We start from the raw sequence: 25,039 nt of genomic DNA, 5'->3' as shown, positions 1-25,039 counted from the left end.
ATCCATCGTAGGAGGGCTACCGGGCGGTAATGATCAGTCGCTCTATGAAGACTGTGTATACCGACGGCGCGTGCAGCGGGAACCCGGGACCCGGGGGCTGGGCGTGGGTCGACGTGGACGGCCCGTTCGCGTCGGGATGCGAGAACCCGTCGACCAACCAACGCATGGAGGTCATGGCCGTGCTCGAGGCCCTGCGGCATTATGACGCCGGCCCCGTCACGATCATGAGCGACTCGACCTACGTCGTGAACTGCTTCCGCGACAAGTGGTGGGACGGGTGGAAGCGGCGCGGTTGGCTCAACGCCGCGAAGAAGCCGGTAGCGAACCGCGACCTGTGGGAACCGCTGATCGAGCTGTACCTGTCGCGGCGCGACGAGATCGCGTTCAAGTGGGTGAAGGGTCACGGCCGCGACCCGATGAACGCGCGCGCCGACGAGCTCGCGGTGGCGGCATCGTTGAGCCAGCGCGGGAGTGTGGCGCCCGAGAAGCCCGACGAAGTTGTCGCAGTAGAACCGGTCGAGGGCGACGTCGCTGATCCCGTCCAGCGTCTCTTCGAACTTCCTTAGCGGAGCGCGGCTGTTAGCAGCTCGCGGTGACGCACCAACCAATGGGCCGACCGGACGCGCCAGGCGACGCCCCAGCCGGCATCGTCGGGTCCCGTCGGGCGTTTCGCCATCTTGAGCGCGCCCGGCTCGTCGATCTCGTTGGCGGCGTCGCGCACGGCGAAGTCGATCATGCGGCTGACCAGACCGGCGCGTTCGCCGGCATCGAGCCCGTACCCGTCGGCGAACAACCGAAGTTGGCGGGCGCGCTCCTCGGGCGACGGCAGGTCATTGCGCGCCGCGACGATCTCGTCGTGGAGCTGGCAGTTGAGCCAGGCGCCATGGGCGACCTCGTCGAGTCGGTCGACGGGGCCGGCGAACTCCCAGTCGATGAGGGCGACGGGCACGCCGTCGCGGGCCACGATGTTCCACGGCCCGACGTCGCCGTGGCCGAACACCGCGGACGACGCGTCGCGCGTGAACCACGGCTGCCACGCCGCATCGGGCGGCGGAGTGAACGACCGCGACGCCTCGTGCAGCTCGCGCAGGAGAGCGCCGACCGCTGCGATGCCCTCGTCGGACCACGGGTGCGGGTGGACGAAATCACCGGGAATGAACGTGAGCGTTTCGCGGCCGGCGTCGTCGAAGCCGGTGCCGACGACACGCGGTGCGCCGGCAAACCCGGCGGCTTCCAAGTGACGGAGCAATGCCTGCACCGACGCCGACCATGGCCCCGCCGCCCGGTGGACGACGTCGCCGACGCGCACGACGTTGCTGCGGGCGCTCGCCAGCTCGTGGCCTTCGGGCATGCGCCGTTTAACGTACGCCCATGGATCTCCAGGGAGCATCAGCAATTGTCACGGGCGGCGCGTCGGGTCTCGGCGAGGCGACGGTGCGTCGTCTGCATCAGGCGGGCGTCGCCGTAACCATCCTCGACCGCAACGCCGATGCCGGCCAGGCGCTGGCCAAGGAGCTCGGCGGCGGGGCGAACTTCGCGGCGGCCGACGTGACGAAGTACGAGGAGTGCGCGGCGGGCGTCGAGCAGGCAGCGGCGGCGGGTGCGCTGCGGGTCTGCGTCAACTGCGCCGGTCTCGGCATCGGCGTGCGCACGATCAACAAGGACAACTCGCCCCACGACCCGGCGTCGTTCAACTTCGTCATCGGCATCAACTTGATCGGCACGTTCAACGTGATGACGCTCGCCGCGTCCAAGATCGCCCAGACCGACCCGACGCCCGGCGGCGATCGCGGGGTCATCGTCAACACGGCGTCGGTGGCGGCCTTCGACGGCCAGATCGGCCAGCTCGCCTACTCGGCGTCGAAGGGCGGCGTCGTCGGGATGACGTTGCCTGCGGCGCGCGACCTGTCCGCCGTCGGCATTCGCGTGAACACGATTGCGCCCGGCCTGATGGACACGCCGCTGCTGGCGATGCTGCCGGAGCCGGCGCGCAAGTCGCTCGGCGACAGCGTGCTGTATCCGAAGCGTCTCGGCGTGCCCGACGAGTACGCGGCCCTCGTCATGGCGATTATCGACAACGGCTACCTCAACGGCGAGACGATCCGCCTCGACGGCGGCATCCGCATGCAGCCGAAATAGCTACAGGCGGGTCCAGTCCTTCCACACGGGGTCGTAGCCGCGGCCGCGCAGGGCGGCGGCGACCTCCGCGGGCGAGCGGGTATCGCTGATCTCGAACTGCGGCTCGGCGTCGGACTCCGCCGCGTAGCCCCCCGGTTCGGTGTGTGAGCCGGCCGAGAGCGTGGTGACGCCGAGTGGGACGAGGGCGTCGCGCAGCACGGCGGGCTCGCGCGTCGACAGCGTGATGCCGGCGTCGGGCAGGAACAGCCGCAGCGCGCAGATCAGTTGGGTGAAGGCGCGGTCGTCGACCGGGTCGGCCGGTTCGTAGCCGCCCGCCGCGGGACGCAGCCGCGGCACTGACACCGAGACTTCGGCGCGCCACCACCGGCGTGTCAGGGCGCGCCCGTGGGCGGCGACGGCCAGCGCTTCGGCGCGCCAGTCGCCGTGCAGTCCGAGAAGGGCGCCGATGCCGAGCTTGCGGGCGCCGGCGGCGGCTGCCCGGTCCGGGGCGGCGAGGCGCCACTCGTAGTTGCGCTTCTTGCCGAGCCGGTGCACCTGCGCGTACGTGTGGCGGTCGTAGGTCTCCTGGTACACGACGACGCCGTCGGCGCCGGCGTTGACGAGGCGCACATAGGTGGGTTCGTCCCACACCTGCACCTCGACCGCCACGCTCGCCATCGTCTCGGCCGCGGCGCCGACGCAGTCGACGAGGTAGTCCTTGCTCACGATGCGGGCGTGCTCGCCGGCGACGAGCAGCACGTGCCGGAACCCGCGCTCCGCCAGCGCAGCGCACTCGGCGCGCACCTCGGCGAGCGAGAGCGTGCGGCGCGCCACGTCGTTGCCCGCCGAGAAGCCGCAGTAGGTGCACACCGACACGCATTCGTTCGACACGTACAGCGGGGCGAACAGCGAGCGGGCGCGGCCGAAGCGCTGCAGCGTCGCGTCGCGTGCTGCGACCGCGAGTTCTTCGAGTCGGAGCGCGGCGGGCGCCGACAGCAGCGCCGCGAAGTCGTGCAGGTCGCGGTGGCGGCCACGCGACAGCGCGCGGGTGACGTCGGCGTCGGCGGCGTGGTCGACGAAGGCGCGCGCTGCGTCGAGGTCGGTGGCGAGCAGATCGGCCGCCGCTGAGTCGACCGGCACTTCGCGCGGCCGTGAGACCAGATCCACCGGCGTGCCCGTCCGGTGTGATGTCACGAGTCGAGAAAACCGGTCAGGGGTGACGACGCCTCGGCGACGCGTCGCGCCGGCGCCAGGCCGGCCAGATAACCGGTGCGGCCCGCGACCACTGCGTCGCGGAACGCGGTAGCCATGAGCGCCGGGTCGGCGGCGGTGCCGATGGCGGTGTTGACGAGCACGGCGTCGGCGCCGATCTCCATCGCCTCCGCCGCGTGGCTCGGTGCGCCGAGACCGGCGTCGACGACAACGGGGACGCGTGCCTGCTCGATGATGATCTCGAGCGCGCCCCGCGTCCGCAGCCCCTGGTTCGAGCCGATCCAGGACCCGAGCGGCATCACGGTGGCGCAGCCCACCTCTTCGAGGCGCTTGCAGAGCACCGGATCGGCGTTGACGTAGGGGAGCACGGTGAAGCCGTCGGCCACGAGCTTCTCGGCGGCCGACAGCGTCTCGACGCCGTCGGGCAGCAGGTAGCGCGGCTCGGGAGTCAACTCGAGCTTGATCCAGTCGGGATAGCCGGCGGCGCGCGCCAGGCGGGCGATGCGCACGGCCTCGTCCGCGTTCATGGCGCCGGAGGTGTTGGTCAGCAACAAGACAGACGGCGGGATGGCGTCGACGATGTCGTCGTCGGCGGTCGGGTCGGCGCGGCGCAGCGCCACGGTGACCATCTCGCTGCCCGACGCGTCGATGGCGGCGCGCAGGGCGGCGTTCGACGGGAACTTGCCCGTCCCGAGGAAGAGACGCGAACCAAACGCGCGCCCGGCAATAACCAATTCGTCCATCGCGAGACGTACCCTACCGGCGTGCCTACACGGGTCCTGATCGGTTTGGCGCTGGCGACGGGCGTGGTCATTGTCTTGGCCTTCGTGATCCAGATCCTGCTTGCTAGCCGCTAGCCCGGCGTCCCCTAGGCTCAGCGTCGTGAGCGAACACTTCGACGTCGTCGTCATCGGCGGCGGCCCCGCCGGATACGCCGCCGCGCTCTACGGCGCCAGCGCCGGACTCAACATCGCCGTGGTCGAGAAGGAAAAGGTCGGGGGCACGTGCCTGCACCGAGGTTGCATCCCCGCCAAGGAGTATCTCGAGACGGCCACCGTCTACCGGACGGTGAGTCACGCCAAGGACTTCGGGATCGTCTCGGACCAGCCGACCGTCGAGTTCGCCACTAGCCAGCAGCGCAAGCAGAAGGTCGTCGACCAGCTCTGGAAGGGCCTCCAAGGCCTGATGAAGCAGCGCAAGATCACGACGTTCCTCGGCACCGGGCGCCTCGACGCCGACGGCGTCGTGCGCGTGGTCGACGGCGACGCCGCCGGCACCGAGCTGCACGGCGACAGCGTGCTGCTGGCGTCCGGTTCGGTGCCGCGCACGCTGCCGGGCTTCGACATCGACGGCAAGTACGTGCTCACCTCCGACGAGGTGTTGATGCTCGACACGCTGCCGTCGAGCGCGGTCGTCGTCGGGGGCGGCGCCATCGGCTGCGAGTTCGCCTCGTCGATGAGCGACCTCGGCGTGCAGGTGACGGTCCTCGAGTTCCTGCCCCAGATCCTCACCGGCGTCGACAAGGACGCCGCCGACGTCGTCGCCCGCTCGTTCAAGAAGCGCGGCATCGACGTGCGCACCGGCGTCGAGGTGAAGGGCCATCAGCCCACGGCTGACGGCAAGCAGACCACGGTCACCTTCGGCGAAGGCGAGACGGTCACCGCCGACATCGTCGTGATGTCGGTCGGCCGCCGCCCCCTGTCCGACGGGTTGCTGGGCGAAGGCTCGCCCGTCGCCGTCGACGAACGCGGCTTCGTGAAGGTCGACCCCTGGATGCGCACCAACGTGGCCAACGTCTACGCGCTCGGCGACCTCATCGCCGTCGACGGCGTGCGCGTCCACCCGCAGCTGGCCCACGTCGGCTTCGCCGAAGGCATGCTCGCCATCAAGGTCATCCTCGGCGAGCCGGCGATGCCCGTCGACTACTCGAAGGTGCCGATGTGCATCTACACCTATCCCGAGGTCGCCTACGCCGGGCTCACCGAACAGGCGGCGCGTGACGCCGGCTACGACGTCGCCGTGTCGAAGCACCGCTACGTCGGCAACGGCCGGGCGCTGATCATCGGCGACGCCGATGGCCTGGTGAAGGTCATCGCCGCCAAGGACGCGAGCGGCAAGGCGGGCACGATCCTGGGTGTGCACATGGTCGGGCCATGGGTGACCGAGCAGCTGGGCCAGGCCTACCTGTCGGTGAACTGGGAAGCAACCGTTGACGAGGTGAGCGCGTTCATCCAACCGCACCCGAGCCTGTCCGAGCTGTTCGGGGAGACGGTGATCGCTCTGACCGGAAGAGGACTCCATGGCTGAGATCACGATGCCCCAACTCGGTGAGACCGTCACCGAGGGCACCATCACCCGCTGGGCGAAGCAGGTCGGCGACAGCGTCAAGGAGGACGAGATCCTCTTCGAGGTGTCGACCGACAAGGTCGACTCCGAGGTGCCGTCGCCGGTGAGCGGTGTCATCACCGAGATCAAGGTTGCCGAAGGCGAGACCGTGCCGGTGGGCGCGGTGCTCGCCGTCGTGGGCGACGGTGCCGCCGGCGTCGCGCCTGCGCCCGCCGCGCCCGCGCCGGCGACGCCTACACCCGCACCCGCCGAGGAACCGGCGACGGTGGCCGCGCCCGTGTCGGAGGCGCCGGCCCCTGCGCCGCAGTCCCCGCCGGCGCCACCAGCGCCGACGCCCCCGCCGGCTGCGCCGCCGGCAGCCGTACCCGCTCCGGCGGCGTCGTCCGACGGGGCCGCCGGTGTGCTGTCGCCGGTGGTGCGCAAGCTGCTCGCCGAGAACAACCTCGACCCGTCGACCATCACCGGGACCGGCGCCGGCGGTCGCATCACGCGCAACGACGTTCTCGCCGCCCTCGACAACCGCGCCGCCAGCGCGCCCGCCGCGCCCCCGGCTTCGGCTGCACCCGCAGCGGCTCCAGCGCCGGCGGCGTCTGCACCCGCGCCCGCCCCGGCGCCGCAGCCGGCGGTGCGCGCCGGCGAGCGCGACACGGTCATCCCGTTCTCCAACATCCGCCGGCGCACCGCCGAGCACATGATCCGTTCGTTGCAGACCTCGGCCCACACGCTCGTGGCCACCGAGGTCGACTACGAGAACGTAGAGATCGTGCGCGCTGCCCAGAAGGAAGCGTTCCGCGCGCAGGAGGGCGTCGGCCTCACCTACATCCCGTTCATCTGCCGTGCGGTCGTCGACGCGCTGCGTGAGTTCCCGATCGTCAACTCGTCGGTCGGCAACGACGAGCTGATTCAGCACAACTACATCAACCTCGGCATTGCGGTCGACCTCAACTACGAGGGCCTGATCGTCCCCGTCATCCACGATGCGGACGGCAAGCGGTTGCGCGCTCTCGCCCGGGAGACGGCCGACCTCGCCAACCGCGCCCGCAACAAGAAGCTCGGCGCCGACGACATCGCCGGCGGCACCTTCACCATCACCAACGCCGGCGGCTACGGCACCCTCATCACACGCGCCATCATCAACCAGCCGCAGGTCGCGATCTTGTCGACCGACGGCGTCAAACCCCAGCCCGTCGCCGTGCCCCTCGAGGGTGGCGGCTACGGCATTGCCGTGCATCACGTCGGCAACCTGTGCCTGTCGTGGGATCACCGCGCCTTCGACGGCGCCTACGCCTCGGCGTTCCTCGCCAAGATCCGCGAGATCCTGGAAACCAGGGACTGGGCAACGGAGCTGGCGTAGCTACCGTGCGGGCGCGCTGGCTCGGTCGCGTTCCCTACGAGGAATGCCTCGCGCTCATGCGCGGGTTGTGGGAGCACGACGAAACCGACGCGCTGCTGCTGGTCGAGCACCCACCGACCTACACGCTTGGCGTGCGGACCGACCCGGCGAACATCCTGGTCTCGCCCGAGTCGGTGGGGGCGGCGTGCGTGCGCGCCGACCGCGGCGGTGATGTCACCTTCCACGGCCCGGGCCAGCTGGTGGGCTATCCGATCATGAACGTGGCGATGGGCACCGGCGCCATCCCGAACCACGTCCACTGGATCGAGCAGGTCCTCATCGACGTGCTGGGTGAGTTCGGCCTCGCGGCCTCGCGCTTCGACGGCTATCCCGGCGTGTGGGTCGGCGTCGCCGACTTCGCGCCCACCCACCCGCCCGATCTCTTCGGGCCGGCCTACGGCGGGCCCCGCAAGATCGCCGCGATCGGCGTGCGCGTGAGTCGCGGTCGCAGCATGCACGGCTTCGCCCTGAACGTGCACACCGACCTGTCGTGGTTCGATCACATCGTGCCCTGCGGCATCGCGGAGTTCCCGGTGACGACGATGGCCGCCGAGGGCGTCGACGTGTCGTTGCGCGAGGTCGCCGACGCCGTCGTGCGCCGGGTCGGCGCCACCGACCGCGCGGATGTCGCCTGGCAGCACAGGCCCGACGACCTTGCGGCGTTCAGCCGCGCCCATGCGGAGGGGTCGAGCGCGCCGGTGCGGTTGCTCGGGCGGCTCAACGCCGCGGGCGTCGACACCACCACGGCGCTACCCGTCGACCAGCGCAAGCCGTCCTGGCTGCGAGTGAAGGCCGACTTCGGACCGGAGTACCAGGCGCTGCGCAAGACGCTGCGCGACCGCTCGCTGGTGACGGTGTGCGAGGAGGCGGGGTGCCCGAACATTTACGAGTGCTGGAACGACGGCACCGCCACGTTCATGATCAACGGGTCGCGCTGCACCCGCGCGTGCGGCTTCTGCCTCGTCGACACGCGCAAGCCCGAACCGCTCGACGCCGACGAACCGCGGCGGGTCGCGGAGGCAACCGTCGAGTTGGGCCTCAAGCACGTCGTGATTACGTGCGTGGCGCGCGACGATCTCGCCGACGGAGGAGCAGGCGCGTTCGCCGCCACGATCGCCGCGGTGCGCGCCGCGTCACCCGGCACCAACGTCGAGGTGCTGATCTCGGACTGCAAGGGCGACGCCGCCTCGCTGCAGACGATCTTCGACGCCCGACCCGACGTGTTGAACCACAACCTCGAGACGGTCGCCCGCCTGCAACGCGCCGTGCGCCCGTCCGCCGGCTACGCCCGCAGTTTGGCGGTCCTGGCCCGGGCGAAGAAGGCTGGGCTGATGACCAAGTCCGGTGTGATGGTCGGCCTGGGCGAAACCCACGACGAAGTGATGGGTGCGCTGCGCGACCTGCGCGGCGTCGGCGTCGACGTCGTCACTGTCGGCCAGTACCTGCGACCGACGGCGCACCATCTGCCCGTGGCGCGCTGGTGGACGCCCGAAGAGTTCGCCACGCTGCGCGCCGAGGCCGAACAACTCGGCTTCGCCCACGTCGAGTGCTCGCCGCTCACGCGCTCGAGCTACCACGCCCGTTCGGCCGCCGACGCCGCGATGGTGGTGGCGCGATGACGACGCCGTTCCAGGCTCGGCTCGGCCGGGCCCGGGCGCGCATGACCGAGCTGGGTGTCGACGCGCTGTTGCTGTCGGTGGGCGCCGACCTGCCGTGGCTGTGCGGCTACGACGCCATGCCACTCGAACGCCTCACCATGCTCGTGGTGCCGGCGAAGGAAGAGCCGACGTTGTTGGTGCCCCGGCTCGAAGCGCCCCGCGTCGAGGATCGTCCCGACCTGTTCCGGATGCTGCCGTGGGACGAGACGGACGATCCGATCAAGCTCGTGGCGGGTCTCGTCGGCAGCCGCATCACTCTCGCCATCGGGAATCACACGTGGTCGCAGTTCCTGCTCGCCTTGCAGGACGAGTTGCCGGCGCGCCGCTGGCACCCCGCGTCGCTCATCACCGCGCCGCTGCGGGCCGCAAAGGACCCGGACGAACTCGACTGCCTGGCGCGCGCGTCCGCGGCCGCCGACCGTGTCGCCAACGCCATCCACGCCGGCGAGATCAAATTCATCGGACGCACCGAGGCCGAGGTTGCCGGTGACATCGGCCGCCGGCTGATCGCCGAGGGCCACGACAAGGTGGCGTTCGTCATCGTGGCGTCGGGACCGAATTCGGCCTCGCCGCACCACGAGCCGGGTGACCGCGTCATCGGTCCCGGCGAAGCGGTGGTGTGCGACTTCGGCGGTGTGCTCGACGGCTACTGCTCCGACATCACGCGCACGGTCGTGACCGGTGAGCCGTCGCCCGAACTCGAAGAGATCTACGCCGTCATCACCGAAGCCCACGCTGCCGGTATCACCGCCGCGCTGGTGGGCACGCCCTGCGGCGACGTCGACGGCGCGGCGCGTGACGTGATCGCCGACGCCGGCTTCGGCGAGTTCTTCCCGCACCGCACCGGCCACGGCATCGGCCGCGACGTGCACGAGGAGCCCTACATGGTCGAGGGCAACAAGACGCTGTTGGCGCCCGGCAACGCGTTCTCCGTCGAGCCCGGCATTTATCTGCCCGGCCGGTTCGGGGCGCGTCTCGAAGACATCGTCGTGGCGACCGAGGACGGGCCGCGCGCGCTGAACACGGCGAACCACGACCTCGTCGTCGTCGCGTGATCAAACTCGACGCCGCGACCTTCCTCCTCCAGTGGGCCGTCGGCGGGCTGTTGTTCACCTGGGTGACGACGCGGGGTCGCCTGCTCGGCATCGGCTACGGCTGGTTGATGCGCGCCATCTTCATGACGATGGCGATCGGTGCGATCGCCGCCGGCGTGGCGTTCGGCGCCGTCCCGGTACGCGAGGTGAGCGCGACCGCGGTGGTCGTCGGAAGCGGCGTGGCGCTGGTGGTGTCGGTGGCGCGGCGCAAGGCGGGCGTGGCCGGCGCCCGTGAATTGGCCAGCGCGCGGCACGAGCGCGTGGCGGCCATGCTCGAGCATCCGACCGGAGCGCAGACGACGATCGAAGATGCGATGACCGGCGCTGAGTTCCCGCCGCGGCTCGACCTCGTGGCGCCGGTGGTCGGCATCATCGGTCTCGTCGCCGGTGGGCTGGCCGATGCCCACGGCGGCGCAGGCACCCACGCCCTGTCGGTGGCCCGCACGCTTGTCGGCGCGGCGTTCCTCGGCTGCGTGACCGACGCGATGCTTCTCGGCCACTGGTACCTGGTGCAGCCCGGCCTGCCGCGGGCGCCACTGTTCGAACTCAACACCTGGTTGGCTCGTATCTGGCCCGTCGAAGTCGCACTGTTGCTCGTGCCAACGGGCATGTTCTCGGTCTTCTCCGGCCGCATCGACGACGGCTACGGCGGCATGCTCGGCTGGTTCTGGATCGCCTGCGCGCTGACGACGATCGGCCTGTGTTTCGTCACGAATCTGGCGCTCAAAGAACGGTCGTATAGCGCTGTTATGGCTGCTACCGGGCTGCTTTACCTGGCGATCCTCACCGCCTTCGGAACAGATCTCGTGGCTCGGGCTGTTTTAGCTGGGTAATGCCTCTAGCCATGGTCACGCCATCTGCGCGTTACACCGTCTGCGTACTGTTCACATGATGCGGATAGAGGTGTTCCTCGACTCGGCCGCGTCGGCTGCCGCGCTCCGAAACGACGTCGTGACCGGACTGACGGCGTCGCCCAAGACGCTGTCTCCCACGTGGTTCTACGACGCCCGGGGCTGCGAGCTGTACGACGCGATCACCAAGTTGGCCGAGTACTACCCGTTCCGGGCGGAGCGGGAGATCCTGAGCACCCGGGCCAAGGACATAGTGCTGGCGGCCCAGCCCGACACCCTGGTGGAGCTCGGGTCCGGCAACTCGGAGAAGTCGCGACTGCTGCTCGACGCCATGGTGATGCCCGCCACGTACGTGCCCTTCGACGTCGCCGAGGCCACGCTGCGCGACACGGCCGCGGCGCTCGTCGAGGAGTATCCCGGCCTCGACATCCACGGCATCGTCGGCGACTTCGGCCACGACCTCGTCCACCTGCCGACGGGCGGGCGGCGCATGATCGCGTTGCTGGGCTCGACCATCGGCAACCTGGATCCGGCGGGGCGCGCCGCGATGCTCGCCACGCTGCGCAACGGCATGGCCGCGGGCGACACGTTCCTGCTCGGCACCGACCTGGTCAAGGATCGGGCCCGCTTGGTCGCCGCCTACGACGACGCCGCCGGCGTCACCGCCGCGTTCAACGTGAACGTGCTCTCGCACCTCAACCGCGAGCTGCACGCCAACTTCGACGTCGACGGGTTCGTCCACCGCGCCGTGTTCGACGAGGAGCACCAGTGGATCGAGATGCACCTCGTGTCGCGGCGCGACCAGTCGGTGCGGATCGCCGATGTCGACCTCGACGTGTCCTTCGCCGAGGGTGAAGCGCTGCGCACCGAGATTTCGTCCAAGTTCACGCCCGGCGGTGTCGCCGAGGAATTGCGTAACGCCGGCCTGTCGGTCGTGGACCAATGGACCGATGACGCAGGCGACTTTCTCTTGACATTGGCGGGAGTGGACGGATGACCGAACTCGACTACGACGCCGTCCGCAAGCTGACCGAGCAACTGGCCGAACCGCTGTCGGCCGAGGACCAGACCGTCCAGTCGATGCCCGACGTGTCGCCCACAAAGTGGCACCGGGCCCACACCACGTGGTTCTTCGAGACGTTCCTCCTCACGCCGTCGTTGCGCAACTACCGACCGTTCGACCCGAACTACCGGTACCTGTTCAACTCGTATTACGAGGCCGTCGGTCCGCGTCACGCCCGCAACGAGCGTGGCCTGCTGACGCGTCCGGGCGCCAGGGAGATCGGCGACTACCGGCACCACGTCGACGACAACATGCACGTCCTGTTGGATCGCGACGACGCGCCGCGTGACCTCGTGACCCTCGGCCTCCATCACGAGCAGCAGCACCAGGAGCTGATCGTGATGGACATCAAGCACGTGCTCTCGGTCAACCCGACGCAGCCGCACTACGGCAAGGCGCGGTGGTGGGACCAGCCCATCGACCGCTCGAAAGCGGGCACGTGGACCGCGCACGAGGGCGGCGTCGTCGACATCGGGTTCGACGGCGACGGGTTCTGTTTCGACAACGAGACGCCGCGCCACGAAGCCCTGCTACAGCCCTTCGAGATCAGCGAATCGCTCGTGTCGTGTGGCGAGTGGAAGGCGTTCATGGACGACGGCGGCTACGCGCGCCCGGAGTTGTGGATGTCCGACGGCTGGGCCTGCGTCAAGGAACACGGATGGGACTCGCCGCTGTACTGGTGGCACGAGGGCGACGACTGGTGGACCTTCACCATGGGGGGTCCGCTGGCCGTGCGCGACGACGAACCCGTCGTGCACGTGAGTTGGTACGAGGCCGACGCCTTCGCCCGGTGGTCCGGCGCCCGCCTGCCGACCGAGTTCGAGTGGGAGCATGCCGCGCCGAAGAAGGTGCCGGCGCGATCAGGACTCGACCTCAAGTGCCTGCACCCCACCGCGGACGAGTGGTACGGCTCGGTGTGGCAGTGGACGGCGTCGTCGTATACCGCTTATCCCGGCTTCGCCCCGGCCGAGGGCGCCGTCGGTGAGTACAACGGCAAGTTCATGGTCAACCAGGAGGTGCTGAAGGGATCCTGCTGCGCCACGCCTAAGGGCCACGCCCGCCCGACGTACCGCAACTTCTTCGGCCCCCACTGCCGCTGGGCCTTCAGTGGCGTGCGCCTGGCGCGCTGACCTCTTCGCTGCTGCTCGATTTCGACCAATCCGGCGTTTGATGCCGAGATATGGCGGCCATTTCGCGTCATAGACGCGATTTGGCCGCCATATCTCGGCAATGAAAATCGACGTGGTCGCGCTCTGGGCGTGGTCGAGAGACGACGCCCTGGTAGGCGGTACTACCAGTAACCCGCCATGAGCTCGTGGGCCCACCCGGGCTCGCGCACGTCGGAGCGGGGCGCAAACTCGGTCATGTAGGGCTTGAGGTCGACGACGGGTGTGCCGTCGATGGCGTCGAGGCCGCGCACCGTGATACGCAACCCGTCCACGGCGACGATCTCGCACGTGGTCACGCCGATGCGGTTGGGCCGGCCCTTGGCGCGCTGGGCGAAGATGCCGACGAGCGGCCACTCGGGGTTGTTACGCGGGTGACGCGCCCGCGTCTCGATCTTCGCCTCGTCCACGAGGTGGAACACGTACACGACCTCGAGGTGGCTGAAGTCGGCCAACCCGGCGGTCACGTCGCGATCGAACTGCAGCGGGTCGAGTTCGATGACGGCTTCGACCTCGCCCCAGTGGTCGTCGATCGCCTCGCTCCGCCCACCGCGTACGTAGCCGACGGGGTTGATGTTGATCGTCACGCGACGAAGTACTTGGCCTGCGGGTGGTGGCAGATCAACGCGGAGGTCGTCTGCTCCGGTTGGTACTGGAACGACGTGTCCTCACCGCATGAGACGCCGATGGACGGCCCGTCGAGCAGCTCGTTGATCTTGACGTTGTCCTCGAGATCGGGACACGCCGGATAGCCGAAGGAGTAGCGGCCGCCGCGGTATTGCTGGCGGAACAGGCCGGCGATCGACGGGCCGTCCTCGTCGGCAAATCCCCACTCTTCGCGGATGCGGCGGTGCCACAGCTCGGCCAGGGCTTCGGCCATCTCGACGCCGAGGCCGTGCACGTGGAGATAGTCGGTGTACTTGTTGTCGGCGAACAATTTCGCCGTGTACTCGCTGACGTTCGGCCCCATCGTCACGAGATGGAACGCCACGTAGTCGGGTTCGTCGGCCTTCACGAAGTCGGCGATGCACAGATACGGGTCGTGGTCCTGGCGCGGCAGGCTGAAGCGTAGCCACTCGGCGGAGCGGTCGTCGTCTTTCCAGATGACGATGTCGTTGCCCTCGGCGTTGGCAGCGAAGAACCCGTAGGACACCTGCGGCACGAGCAGGCCGAGCGCCTTCGCCTCGGCGAGACGGTTGCGCAACTCCGGACGGATACGCGTCTTGAACTCGTCGTCCGCCTCCCCGCTCTCTGGGCGGTACTGCCACTGGTTGCGGAACAGCGCCGTCTCGTTGATGTAGGCGGCGATGTCGTCGATGGCGACGCCCTTGATGATGCGCGATCCGACGAAGGGCGGCACGAACACCTTGTTGTCGCTCGCCACCGACGGCGAACGCGTCGGCAGCGTCGAGGGGTCGACAGCTTCTTTGGCGGCGCGGCGCGGCAGATTCCTCCCGCCTAACTCGATCCCGAAGGTCGTGTCGGACTCGAGTTCGCCGCTGCGCTTCTTCGTCATCAACTCGTCGAGCGTGTGCAGGCCCTCGAAGGCGTCCTTGCCGTAGAACACACGGCCCTCGTACACCTCGCGCAGGTCGCGCTCGACGTAGGTGCGGGTGAGCGCGGCGCCGCCGAGGATGACGGGCATCTCCGCCAGACCGGAGGCGTTCATCTCTTCGAGGTTCTCGCGCATGATCAGCGTCGACTTCACCAGCAGGCCGCTCATGCCGATGGCGTCGGCGCCGACCTCGCGCGCCTTCTGGACCATGTCGTTGAGCGGCACCTTGATGCCGAGGTTGAACACCTCGTAGCCGTTGTTGGTGAGGATGATGTCGACGAGGTTCTTGCCGATGTCGTGCACGTCGCCCTTGACCGTGGCGAGCACGATGCGGCCCTTGGTGGAGTCCTCGGTCTTGGGCATGTGCGGTTCGAGGTGGGCGACGGCCGCCTTCATCGCCTCGGCGGATTGCAGCACGAAGGGCAACTGCATCTCGCCGCGGCCGAACAGATCGCCGACGGTCTTCATCCCGTCGAGCAGCGTGTCGTTGAGGATGTCGAGGGCGTCGGTGGTCGCCAGTGCCTCGTCGAGGTCGTCGGTCAGACCGTTGCGGTCGCCTTCGATGATGCGCGCCTTCAGGCGGTCCTCGACGGGCCAGCCGCTGCGGTCCTCCTTCTCGACCGCGCCCGCCTTCACGCCCTCGAACTTGTTGAGCAGGATCGTGAGCGGGTCGTAGCCGTCGCGGCGGCGGTCGTAGATGAGGTCGAGGGCGAGCTGCTTGTCCTCGTCGTCGATGCGGTTGAGCGGCAGCAGGCGGCCGGCGTGGGCGATGGCGCTCGTCAGCCCCGCCTCGACGCACTCGTGCAGGAAGACGGAGTTGATGACGTGGCGCAGCGCCGGGTTGAGCCCGAAGGAGATGTTCGACAACCCGAGGGTCGTGAAGCAGTTCGGCAGCTCCTGGGATATGAGGCGAATGCCCTCGATCGTCGCCGCGCCGTCGCCGCGGGACTCTTCGAGACCGGCACCGATGGTGAGGGCGAGGGGATCGAAGAGCAGGTCCTCGTCGCGCAGGCCGTAGCGGTTGACGGCGAGGTCGCGGATCTTCTGCGCGGCGCGCAGCTTCCACTCCGGCGTGCGCGCTTGGCCTTCTTCGTCGATACAGGTGCATACGACCGCGGCGCCGAACTCGGCGGCCATCGACAGCACCTTGTGAAAGCGGGTGTTCTCGCCGTCGCCGTCTTCGAGATTGACCGAGTTGATGATGGCGCGCGAGCCGAGCCGTTCGAGCCCGGCGCGGATGACGTCGGGTTCGGTCGAGTCGAGGACGATCACGCCGTCGATGCGCTCGGCGAAGCGGCGCGCCAACTCGCTCATGTCGGGCACGCCGTCGCGGCCGACGTAGTCGACGCACACGTCGATGGCGTGGCTGCCTTCCTTGACCTGATCGCGGGCCATCGATTCGCACGTGTCGTAGTCCTCGGCGAGGAGTGCGTCGCGGAACGCCTTCGATCCGTTGGCGTTGGTGCGCTCGCCGATGACGAGGTAGCTCGTCTCCTGGCGCAGCGGCACCGCCGAGAACAGCGACGAAACGCTGGGCTCGACGATGGGCGTGCGCGTCGGCGGCGTGAGGCCGCGGACACGGTCGACGACCGCCTTGAGGTGCGCCGGCGTGGTGCCGCAGCACCCGCCGACGACGGTGATGCCGAGCTCGGTGACGTTGTGGGCGTGGGCGTCGGCGAGTTGCTCGGGCGTGAGGTCGTAATGCGTCTGACCGTCGACGATCGAGGGGAGCCCGGCGTTGGGCACGCAGCTGATCGGGAAGGGGGAGTAGTGCGACAGATGCCGCAGGTGCTCGTGCATCTCCTTCGGGCCCGTCGCGCAGTTGAGACCGAACACGTCAGGCCGCATCGGTCCGATGGCGGCGAGGGCGGCACCGATCTCGGTGCCGAGCAACATGCGCCCCGTCGTTTCGATCGTCACCTGCGCCTGGATCGGCACGGCGCGGCCGACGGCCTTCATGGCGCGACGCGCCCCGATCATCGCCGCCTTCACCTGGAGCAGGTCCTGGCACGTCTCGATGATGATGAGGTCGGCGCCGCCGTCGATGAGGCCGCGGGCGGCGACCTCGTAGGCGTCGCGCAACTCGGCGAAGCTGATCCAGCCGAGCGTGGCCATCTTGGTGCCCGGGCCGAGGGAACCGGCAACGAAGCGCTCGCCGTCGTAGCTGTCGGCGACTTCGCGCGCCAGGGTGGCGGCGAGATGCGACAACTCGTAGGCCCGCTCGGGGATGCCGTACTCGGTGAGCACGGTCGAGAACGCCCCGAAGCTGTTCGTCTCGACCACGTCACAGCCCACATCGAGAAAGGACGCATGCAGGTCGCGGATGACGTCGGGCCGGGTGACGTTGAGGATTTCGGGGCAACCTTCGAACTGCGGCCCGCCGTAGTCGTCGATCGTCAGATCGCGCGCGTGCAGGTTCGTGCCGGTCGCGCCGTCGAAGACGATGACGCGATCGTGGACAGCGGCCAGATAGTCAGGCATTTGCCCTACAGGCTACGAGGTCTGGCCCGCGAAGCCGTTACGGAATAACCGGTTCCAGCACGACGAGACCGGCGGCCCGGCCCCGCTCGGAACCTACGCCGGTGTCGCGCCACCCCGTGGCGGCCAGAAACGCCGCAACTTCGTCGCGGGCCAGCACGGTCTTGACGGGCTCTCCGACAGCCGCGACGCGAGCGCGAAACGCCGAGTGCTCGAGCCGGGCGCGCACCCCGTCGCGCGCTATCGAGAGGCTGATCGCGAGACGCGTCCCTACGGCCGCCAGGCTCCGGAAGGAGCTGAGCAACGAGGCGAGAACCTCGCGTTCGAGATAGATCGCGACTCCCTCGAGGGTGATCATGCTCGGCTTTGTGGCGTCGAATCCGGTGGCGCGAAGTTCCGCGGCGACGTCCGTAGCGGCGAAGTCCGCCGGCACGAAGCTCACGTGTGAGGTGTCGAGCCCGAGGCGGGCGACGCGGGCTCGCTTGTCGGCCTGCGTGTCGGGGTGGTCGACCTCGTACCAGTGCACTCCGGGCTTGGCGTACCGCCACGCCCGCCCGTCGTAGCCGGCGGCCGCCACCACGAGCTGCTCGATGCCCCAGTCGACAGCGTTCACCACGGCCATGTCGAAAAACGTGGTGCGCGCCCCGAGGTAGCGCGTCATGGTCGTCGTCGTGGCCCGGGTCGAGCCGGCGACGTCGCGGGTGAGGCGGTCATCGGCCGCGGGGTCGCCGTAGCCGGTGGCGACCCGCCGGAACGTCAAGCGCTGGGCGGCGACCCGTCGCGCCGTTTCGGACGCCACCCCGTCACGCACGCAGGTTGCCTACCATGACAGCCCGTTCGCCGCCGGCCACAGCCGCAAGACGCCCACGGCCCACACGCGGCTCCAGTGGGTACGCCCGGCCTCGAACGACGACCACAGCTGGGCGCGGAACGCGTGGGGCAGCACGTCGGCAAACGGCAGTGAGTCGTCGAGCAGCGCGGTCTGCATCGTCGGGCGCAGCGCACCGTGGATCCAGCGTTCGAGGGGCAAGGTGAACGTGCGCTTCTTCGGCGGGTCGTCGACGCCGGCGGCGGCGGCGAGCAGCGCCTTGCCGCCCGCGCGGACGCGGGGTGGCAGCGCCAGCGCGGTCTCGACGACGCGATCGTCGAGGAGCGGCACGCGCACTTCGAGGCTGTGGGCCATCGACGTCGTATCCGCGTCGGGAAGGAGTTGGTAGCGGAGGTACGACTTGAGCTCGAGCAGCGTGACGGCGTCGAGGGGGTCAAGCATGCGTGGCACGTGCGTGAGCGTTGGGGCCGCCAGACCAATGGCGGCGAGCTCGTCGGGACCAAAGAGGCTGCGCATGGCGTGATACGCGCCGTCGATACCCAGGCCCGCGCCGAGGGCGCGCTCGAACGGGCGCGTGCGCGGCCGCGTGCGCAGCACAGCGGCCAGCGAGCGGCGCACCCCCACGGGCACGCGGGTGAGCACCGGCGTCACCCGCCGGAGGCGGGGCACGAGGTTGAAGGTGCGGTAGCCGGCGAACAGTTCGTCGCCCCCGAGGCCCGACAGGGCCACGACGAGCCCCGATTCGTGGGCGGCGCGACACACGAGCCAGCTGTTGAAGGCGTCGGCCGTCGGCGAGTCGAGCGAGGCCAGAAACGACGGCAAGTGTTCGGCGGCGTCGCCGGCGGTGGTCGGCACTTCGGTGTGGCCGAAGCCGAGGCGCCGCGCCGTCGCGGCGGCGACCATGCCTTCGTCGAATTCCGGCTCATCGGGAAAGCCAACGGTAAGGCTGTGCTGCGCACCGTGCCGCGCGGCGATGGTTGCCACAGCCGTCGAGTCCGTACCCGAGGAGAGAAAAACGCCGACCTTCCGATCGGCGACGAGGTGGCGCGCCACGGCGTCGCCGACGCTCGTCGCGACTTCCTGCGCGGCGCGGTCGGGATCGAGCAGATCGGCGCGCAGCGAGAAGATCGGCCGCCACCAGCGCGCCACGATCGGCACGCCACCGTCCCACGTGAGCGCGCTGCCCGGCTCGAGCGCACGGACGCCGCGCAGGATCGTGGCGCCGTTAGGCACGACGCCCTTCGTGAGGTAACCGGCGAGCACGTCTTCGTTCGGCGACGCGTCGACGAAGCCAGCGCGGGCGAGCGCGCGCTGCTCGGACGCGAATGCGAAGCCGGTCGGCGTCGGCGTCCAGAACAGGGGCTTGATGCCGAGACGATCACGGACGAGCGCGCCCGTGCCCGTTTGCGTGTCCCAGATGGCAAAGGCGAACATGCCGCGCAGCCGCGAGGCCATGCGGGCCACGTCGCCGCCGACGTGATGCCACAGGTGCACGAGGCACTCGGTGTCGGACTGCGACCGGAACGTGAAGCCGGCCGCCACCAGCTCGGCGCGCAGTTCCTTGAAGTTGTAGATCTCGCCGTTGAAGGCGGTCCACACCCGGCCGGCGGCGTCGGACATAGGTTGGTCGGCTGTGGGTGCGAGATCGATGACGCGCAGCCGCACCGCACCCAGCGTCGCCCGCGTGCCGCTCCTACCCTCGAGCGCCCGCGTGCCGCGCGCGTCGGGACCGCGGTGGTGGATGTCGGTGAGCATGGCGTCGACGCGCACCACTGCGTTGGCGGAGGCGCCTGCCTGCTCGAAAACCCCGGCGATGCCGCACACGTCGCCCAAACGGTACAGGCACGCTCTGTGAGCCGGAGGCGCATTGTCCTCGTCGACCAGTACTTCCCGCCGGATACGGCGGCTACGGCGCGCATCGTCGACGACTTCGCCGAGGCGTGTCGCAATCGCGGCGCCCCGCTGACGGTCGTTTGCGGCTATCCGTCGTACGACGCGCCCACCCGGCCGGCGTGGCGCCCGGTGCGGATCGTGCGTGCCGCCGGCATCACGCGGTATGTCGTCGGCAGCACCGGGTTCGACCGTCGATCGGGTGTCGGGCGGGCCGCCAACTACCTGACGTTCATGCTGGGCGCCGCGCTGCTGATCCCCCTGGTGACGGCGCGGGCGGCGTTCGTCGTGATGACCGACCCGCCGATGGCGCCGCTGCTGGCGTGGTGGGCCAAGCGCGTCGGGCGGCCGCAGTCGGTGACGATCTGGGTGCAGGACCTGCACCCAGACTTCGGCGTCGCTGCGGGGTTGTTGCGCGCGGGCGTCGGCGTGCGGCTGTGGCGCCGGGCGTTGGCCGCCGCGTTGCGCTGCGCGGACGAGGTAGTGGTCCTCGGGCGCGACATGGAGCGGCGGGTGTGCGCGGTCGCCGACGTCCCCACGCGCGTGGTCCACAACGGCTGGTCGGGAGTAACGCCGGCAGCAGCAAGGGCGTCCGATGCTGAGCGGCCGCTGCGCGTGATGCACTTCGGCAATCTCGGTTTCGCCGGACCCTGGTCGTCGGTGTTGGAGGCGGCGGGTGCGCTCGGCGGCGTCGCCGAGTTCGTGTTCGTCGGCGGCGGCGCGGCGGAGGGCGAGTTCCGCGCCGCCCCGCCCAATGTGTCGCTCGTCGGCCGGATGCCACACGAGCAGGTGCCAGCGCTCGCCGCCGAGGCCGATCTCTTGCTCGTCGGTACGCGCCGCGGGATCGAGGGCTTCGTCGTGCCGAGCAAGGGTTACGAGATGATGGCGCTCGCCCGGCCTTTGCTGGTGGTGGCGGCACCCGAAGCGGAGATGCGGCGCATCGTCGAGGAGCGGCGTTGTGGCGTCGCCATCGACGACGACCCGGCGGCGATCGTGTGCGCCCTGAAGGGCCTTGACCGCGCGTCGCTGGCGGCGATGGCCGAACGGGCGCGGGCTTCAGCTTCGGACTTCTCCCGCGCCGGACAGTTCGGTGTGTTCATCGACACTCTCAGCCCCGCGTAGCCTCGGTCCCGGCATGCTGACCCTGGGCATCAACGCCTACCACGGCGACGCGTCAGCGGCGATCTTTCGTGACGGCGAATTGATCGCGGCCGTCGAGGAGGAACGGTTCACCCGCCAGAAGCATCAGGCGGGATTCCCTTCGGAGTCGGTGCGCTGGTGTCTCGGCGAGGTCGGCGCGTCGATCGACGACGTGGCCCACGCAGCGGTGAGCCGCGACCCCTTCGCTCACCTGTCGCGCAAAGTCATGTGGGCGCTGCGCCACCGGCTGACTCCGCAGTCGGTCACGGCGCGGGTCAGGAACACCGGCAGCATTCTCGACGCCGCCGACGCCTTGGCGCGGGCGACCGGCCGCGCCTCGGGGCGCGAACTGCGCACCAAGCTGCACCGCGTCGAGCATCACCGGGCCCACCTCGCCAGCGCCATGTTCTGCTCTCCCTACGAGACCGCGGCGTGCGTAACGCTCGACGGTATGGGTGACTTCCTGAGCTCGTCGTGGGGGAGGGGCGTCGGCAACAAGATCGACGTCCACGGCGTCGTGGCCTTCCCCGACAGCCTCGGGGTCTTCTACACGGCCTTCACGCAGTTCCTCGGCCTGCCGGCGTTCGGCGACGAATACAAGCTGATGGGTCTTGCCGCCTACGGCGAGCCCACGTTCCTGCACCAACTCCGCGACGTCGTGCGCCTAGGTGACGGGCTGCGTTACGAGCTCGACCTGTCCTACTTCACGCATCACGACAAGGGCGTCGAGATGACGTGGGCCGAAGGCTCGCCGACGTTGGGTGCCATGTACGCCACGAAGATGGTCGACGTGTTCGGCGCGCCGCGCGAGTACCGCGCGGAGATCACCCCGCGCGACATGGACCTGGCGTGCTCGGTGCAACGCCGCCTCGAAGAGGTCGAGCTCGAATACCTCCGGCGGCTGCATCGTCAGGTGCCGGAGCGGGCGCTGGTGATGGCAGGCGGGGTCGCGCTCAACGTGTTGGCGAACGGGTTGATCCGTTCCGAGACGCCGTTCGAGGACGTGTGGGTGCAGCCGGCGGCCAACGATTCGGGCACCGCCATCGGGGCGGCGCAGTACGTGCTGCACCAGCAGTTCGGCCACCCGCGCACGTGGTCGATGACCCACGCCTACACCGGCCCGCAGTACGACGACGCCGCGTGCGCCGCCGCCCTCGCCGCCGCCGACCTGAAGGCGACGCGCTACGACGACGCCGAACTGTGCGCGGTCGTCGCCCGTCGTTTGCGCGAGGGCGCCATCGTCGGCTGGTACCAGGGGCGCGCCGAGCTCGGCCCGCGGGCGCTCGGCAATCGCTCCATCCTGTGTGACCCGACACGCCAGGACGCCAAGGACGTCTTGAACTCGCGGGTGAAGAACCGCGAGAGCTTCCGGCCCTTCGCCCCCTCCGTGTTGGCCCACAAGATGGGCGACTGGTTCGAGGACGCCTACGAGTCGCCCTACATGCTGATGGCGTTCAAGGTGCGCGCCGACAAACTCGGCCGGCTACCGGCGATCACCCACGAAGACGGCACGGCGCGCGTCCAGACCGTCACCGCGGACACCAACCCGCGGTACTTCGGTCTGCTGTCGGCCTTCGACGAGCTCACCGGCGTACCCGTGTTGCTCAACACCAGCTTCAATGAGAACGAGCCGATCGTGTGCACGCCGGGCGAGGCCACCGCCTGTTTCGGTCGCAACGACATGGATGTGCTGGTGCTGGGCAACCACGTCGTCGATCGCAGCACCTAAGGCGTAGCGTGCGTCCATGGGAGACATGGACGGCAAGACGGTGCTGGTGACCGGTGGCAACACCGGGATCGGCAAGGAGACCGCAGTGCAGCTGGCGCAGAAGGGTGCCACGGTCGCCATCACGAGCCGCGACGCCGCCAAGGGCGCGGCCGCGGCAAAAGACATCGCCACGCGCGCAGGCACGGATGCGGTCGAGGTCTTCTCGCTCGACCTCGGCTCGTTCGCCTCGATCCGCCAGTGCGCGGTCGACGTGCAGGCACGCCTGGCGCGACTCGACGTGTTGGTGAACAACGCCGGCGCCATGCTGTCCGATCAGCGCACCACTACCGAGGGCTTCGAGATGACGCTGGGCGCCAACCACCTCGGAACGTTCCTCTTGACTTCGCTGCTCATCGACCGGGTGCGTGCCGCCGGTAACGGCCGGGTGGTGACGGTGGCGTCGATCGCCCACCGCGGCACCAGCGAGATAACCGAAGCGGACTTCTTCCCCGGCGACAAGTACCGCGGCATGACGGCGTATTCGAAGTCGAAGTTCGCCAACATTCTCTTCGCCCGCGAGCTGGCCCGCCGGGAGAAGGAAACTGGCAGCGACGTGTCGTCGTTCGCGGTGCACCCCGGTGGCGTGCGCAGTGAGTTCGGCCTCGGCGGCGACGGTAGCTCGCTCCTCCAGGCCGGCATCAGGGTGATCTCGCTCACGCCCTTTTACATCTCGCCGCGCGCCGGCGCCGGCCCGTCGGTGTACTGCGCCAGTCAGCCCGGTCTCGAGAGCCAAACGGGCGCGTACCTGCAACGGTCGGCGTTCGGCAACTGGGGTCCGGTGGGGATCAGCAAGCCCAACGACGCGGCGCAGGACGACACCAAAGCGGCGGCGTTGTGGGACCTGAGCGAGAAGCTCATCGCCAACGCCCCCGGGTAGCTACAACAGACCGAGCTGCTCCGTGCGCGCCGCCCGCGCGGCGGCAGGTTCCCATGACGACCTGCCTTTGCGCACCTCGATCTGCTCGACCCGCAACGAAAGCGTCGCGCCCTTGTCGTCGATGACGCGCAGCGACCCGTCGGCTTCCACGCCGGCGAGGCGACACTTGTTCCAGCGTTCGTTCTCGCGGCGGCGGAAGCGGGCGGCTTCGCCGGCGCGCAGGCCGAGCGCGAGCAACCCGTCGCTCATTGCCGCCCGACGGTGATCAGCTCGTCGAAGGCTGCGCTGATCAACTCGCGCAGCTGCTCGGGCGCGTCGACCGCCGCGGGGTCGGTGACGAGGCCGAGGTCGAGCGAGCCCTCGTAGGAGAGCACCGTGGCGTTGGCCGCCGTGCCGCCGGTCGGGCCCATGGGATGATTCGCCAACACCCGCGCCCCGGACACGTAGAGCGGAAACGGCGCGCCCCGCACGTTCGAACAGGCGAAGTCGACGGTTTCGATCTGCTGACGGGCGGCGGCGACGATGAGCGGCGACGGCAGGCTCGTGAACAGGCCGGCGAGGGCCCAGCCGAGGCCCGGGTCGCGTGACGCCTTGACGTCGGCGAGCCGCGCCGCGACGGTGGCGAAGCGGCTGCGCGGGTCGACGTCGGCGCGCAGCAGCACACGCGCCGGCACGAAGGCATTGCCGCCCACGGACGTGTCCGAGCGGGTATTCAACGGGATCGAGACGCGGAACTCGTCGACCGCCGCGTCGCGCTTGGCGTGGTAGCGGGCCACGCCGCCGAGGACGGCGCTGACGAACAAGTCGTTGATCGTGCCGCCGAGGGCCTTGGCCGACGTCCGCACGTCGTCCAGCGGCACGCGGCTGATCTCGCAGTGGCGTTGTTGGCTACGGTGCCCCCGCCAGATCGGGGAGCGGGCGCGGTCGGTGACGACCAGTTGCTGGACGGTCGTGCGCGCCGCACCGATGGGGTCGTCGCGCAGGGTGCCGAGCACGGCGCGGCCGAGGGTGACCGGCGTGCGGATGGCGTCGCGTCCTGCTTCGGTCAGCGTGGCCACGAGCCCGGCGATGCCGCCGGAGGCCCCGAGTGTCGTCTCGTCGACCGCCGGTGGCGGCGCCGGGCGGACCGGGTCGTCGTCGGGGGAGAGGTCGAGGAACGACGACGAGAGGCGCACGCCGCCGACGCCGTCGGTGACCGTGTGGTGAAACTTCGCCAGCAGCGCGCTGCGGCCGTCGGAGAGCCCCTCTACGAGGCGGATGTCCCACAGCGGGTGTGCGTGGTCGAACTGGGCGCTGAGCAGTTGGCCGGCGTGGTCGAGCAGCGCGCGATCGTCGGCGCCCGCGAGCACCTCGCGGTGAATGTGGTTGGCGAGATCGAAGGCGGGGTCGTCGCGCCATAGAGCGCGGCTGCCGGAGGGGCCGGGCTCGATGCGCTGGCGCATCCGGTCGACGCCCGCAACTGCGCCGGCGATGCGCCGCGTGAAGCGATCGTGGTCGACGGGACCGTCCAGGAACGTGACGCTCATGAACGAGGACGCCAGCGACGGGTCGCTCTCGGCGGCCCACATGACCGCTTCGGCGTCGGAAAGGCGCTGCGTCAT

General features: G+C 69.7%; 21 protein-coding genes. 12 read left to right on the top strand and 9 right to left on the bottom strand.

Annotated elements, in window-relative coordinates; all coding sequences use genetic code 11:
• Positions 1-44: 44 nt before the first annotated feature.
• Entirely contained in the window at positions 45-566 is a 522-nt protein-coding gene (locus VHC63_06350) for a ribonuclease H (GenBank protein HVV36207.1), read from the top strand.
• Here VHC63_06350 and VHC63_06345 read toward each other — a convergent pair.
• Positions 563-1,351, bottom strand: coding sequence for a phosphotransferase (locus VHC63_06345; GenBank protein HVV36206.1), 789 nt, complete (start codon positions 1,349-1,351; stop codon positions 563-565). The two genes, VHC63_06350 and VHC63_06345, sit on opposite strands and share 4 nt — an antisense overlap.
• Positions 1,352-1,371: 20 nt before the next feature.
• Here VHC63_06345 and VHC63_06340 point away from each other — a divergent pair, with 20 nt between their 5' ends.
• Entirely contained in the window at positions 1,372-2,139 is a 768-nt protein-coding gene (locus VHC63_06340) for an SDR family NAD(P)-dependent oxidoreductase (GenBank protein ID HVV36205.1), read from the top strand.
• Here the strand turns inward: VHC63_06340 and thiH are convergent, their stop codons facing one another.
• Positions 2,140-3,285 (bottom strand): 2-iminoacetate synthase ThiH, encoded by a 1,146-nt coding sequence (gene thiH, locus VHC63_06335; protein ID HVV36204.1) that lies wholly within the window; start codon positions 3,283-3,285, stop codon positions 2,140-2,142.
• Positions 3,286-3,308: 23 nt separating this feature from the next.
• A complete protein-coding gene (locus VHC63_06330) occupies positions 3,309-4,073 on the bottom strand; it encodes a thiazole synthase (GenBank protein HVV36203.1) in 765 nt (254 codons plus the stop codon).
• Positions 4,074-4,212: 139 nt separating this feature from the next.
• On the opposite strand from VHC63_06330, the gene lpdA reads away from it, so the two are divergent.
• Genes lpdA through egtB form a run of 7 tightly spaced genes read left to right on the top strand, consistent with a single transcriptional unit; the run spans position 4,213 to position 12,865 of the window.
• Positions 4,213-5,637 (top strand): dihydrolipoyl dehydrogenase, encoded by a 1,425-nt coding sequence (lpdA, locus tag VHC63_06325; GenBank protein HVV36202.1) that lies wholly within the window; start codon positions 4,213-4,215, stop codon positions 5,635-5,637.
• A complete protein-coding gene (locus VHC63_06320) occupies positions 5,630-7,030 on the top strand; it encodes a dihydrolipoamide acetyltransferase family protein (GenBank protein ID HVV36201.1) in 1,401 nt (466 codons plus the stop codon). Before lpdA ends, VHC63_06320 begins: the two co-directional genes overlap by 8 nt.
• A 5-nt stretch (positions 7,031-7,035) precedes the next feature.
• Positions 7,036-8,688, top strand: a complete 1,653-nt coding sequence (gene lipA / locus VHC63_06315; GenBank protein HVV36200.1) for a lipoyl synthase — start codon at positions 7,036-7,038, stop codon at positions 8,686-8,688.
• Positions 8,685-9,782 carry a Xaa-Pro peptidase family protein gene (locus tag VHC63_06310; protein HVV36199.1) on the top strand — a complete coding sequence of 366 codons (1,098 nt, stop codon included), beginning with the start codon at positions 8,685-8,687 and terminating at the stop codon, positions 9,780-9,782. The genes lipA and VHC63_06310 overlap by 4 nt, the downstream gene beginning before the upstream one ends.
• Positions 9,779-10,654 (top strand): hypothetical protein, encoded by an 876-nt coding sequence (locus VHC63_06305; protein ID HVV36198.1) that lies wholly within the window; start codon positions 9,779-9,781, stop codon positions 10,652-10,654. The genes VHC63_06310 and VHC63_06305 overlap by 4 nt, the downstream gene beginning before the upstream one ends.
• 58 nt (positions 10,655-10,712) lie before the next feature.
• Complete coding sequence (egtD, locus tag VHC63_06300) at positions 10,713-11,669, top strand: L-histidine N(alpha)-methyltransferase (GenBank protein HVV36197.1); 957 nt, start codon at positions 10,713-10,715, stop codon at positions 11,667-11,669.
• The gene (gene egtB, locus VHC63_06295) at positions 11,666-12,865 is read left to right on the top strand and encodes an ergothioneine biosynthesis protein EgtB (protein ID HVV36196.1); all 1,200 of its coding nucleotides are present in this window, start codon (positions 11,666-11,668) and stop codon (positions 12,863-12,865) included. The genes egtD and egtB overlap by 4 nt, the downstream gene beginning before the upstream one ends.
• Positions 12,866-13,026: 161 nt before the next feature.
• Here egtB and VHC63_06290 read toward each other — a convergent pair whose 3' ends face one another.
• From VHC63_06290 to asnB, 4 genes are read right to left on the bottom strand one after another with little or no spacing between them, the layout of a single operon-like run.
• Positions 13,027-13,488 carry an SAM-dependent methyltransferase gene (locus tag VHC63_06290; protein HVV36195.1) on the bottom strand — a complete coding sequence of 154 codons (462 nt, stop codon included), beginning with the start codon at positions 13,486-13,488 and terminating at the stop codon, positions 13,027-13,029.
• Positions 13,485-16,937 carry a methionine synthase gene (metH, locus tag VHC63_06285; protein HVV36194.1) on the bottom strand — a complete coding sequence of 1,151 codons (3,453 nt, stop codon included), beginning with the start codon at positions 16,935-16,937 and terminating at the stop codon, positions 13,485-13,487. Before metH ends, VHC63_06290 begins: the two co-directional genes overlap by 4 nt.
• Positions 16,938-16,974: 37 nt before the next feature.
• Complete coding sequence (locus VHC63_06280) at positions 16,975-17,745, bottom strand: SAM-dependent methyltransferase (GenBank protein ID HVV36193.1); 771 nt, start codon at positions 17,743-17,745, stop codon at positions 16,975-16,977.
• A 9-nt stretch (positions 17,746-17,754) separates the two neighbouring features.
• Positions 17,755-19,587, bottom strand: a complete 1,833-nt coding sequence (gene asnB, locus VHC63_06275; protein ID HVV36192.1) for an asparagine synthase (glutamine-hydrolyzing) — start codon at positions 19,585-19,587, stop codon at positions 17,755-17,757.
• A 27-nt stretch (positions 19,588-19,614) separates the two neighbouring features.
• On the opposite strand from asnB, the gene VHC63_06270 reads away from it, so the two are divergent.
• From VHC63_06270 to VHC63_06260, 3 genes are read left to right on the top strand one after another with little or no spacing between them, the layout of a single operon-like run.
• Positions 19,615-20,775 (top strand): glycosyltransferase family 4 protein, encoded by a 1,161-nt coding sequence (locus VHC63_06270; GenBank protein ID HVV36191.1) that lies wholly within the window; start codon positions 19,615-19,617, stop codon positions 20,773-20,775.
• A 13-nt stretch (positions 20,776-20,788) separates the two neighbouring features.
• The gene (locus VHC63_06265; protein ID HVV36190.1) at positions 20,789-22,522 is read left to right on the top strand and encodes a carbamoyltransferase C-terminal domain-containing protein; all 1,734 of its coding nucleotides are present in this window, start codon (positions 20,789-20,791) and stop codon (positions 22,520-22,522) included.
• Positions 22,523-22,538: 16 nt separating this feature from the next.
• Positions 22,539-23,438, top strand: coding sequence for an SDR family NAD(P)-dependent oxidoreductase (locus VHC63_06260; GenBank protein HVV36189.1), 900 nt, complete (start codon positions 22,539-22,541; stop codon positions 23,436-23,438).
• Here the strand turns inward: VHC63_06260 and VHC63_06255 are convergent, their stop codons facing one another.
• Both VHC63_06255 and VHC63_06250 read right to left on the bottom strand, forming a co-directional pair.
• The gene (locus tag VHC63_06255; protein HVV36188.1) at positions 23,439-23,687 is read right to left on the bottom strand and encodes a hypothetical protein; all 249 of its coding nucleotides are present in this window, start codon (positions 23,685-23,687) and stop codon (positions 23,439-23,441) included.
• Complete coding sequence (locus tag VHC63_06250) at positions 23,684-25,039, bottom strand: wax ester/triacylglycerol synthase domain-containing protein (GenBank protein ID HVV36187.1); 1,356 nt, start codon at positions 25,037-25,039, stop codon at positions 23,684-23,686. Before VHC63_06250 ends, VHC63_06255 begins: the two co-directional genes overlap by 4 nt.

The sequence above is a fragment of the Acidimicrobiales bacterium genome (assembly GCA_035546775.1).
Taxonomy (GTDB): Bacteria; Actinomycetota; Acidimicrobiia; order Acidimicrobiales; family JACCXE01; genus JACCXE01.
The sequence above is the reverse complement of the archived record's forward strand: the minus strand, read 5'-3'. Positions and strand labels throughout refer to the sequence as shown.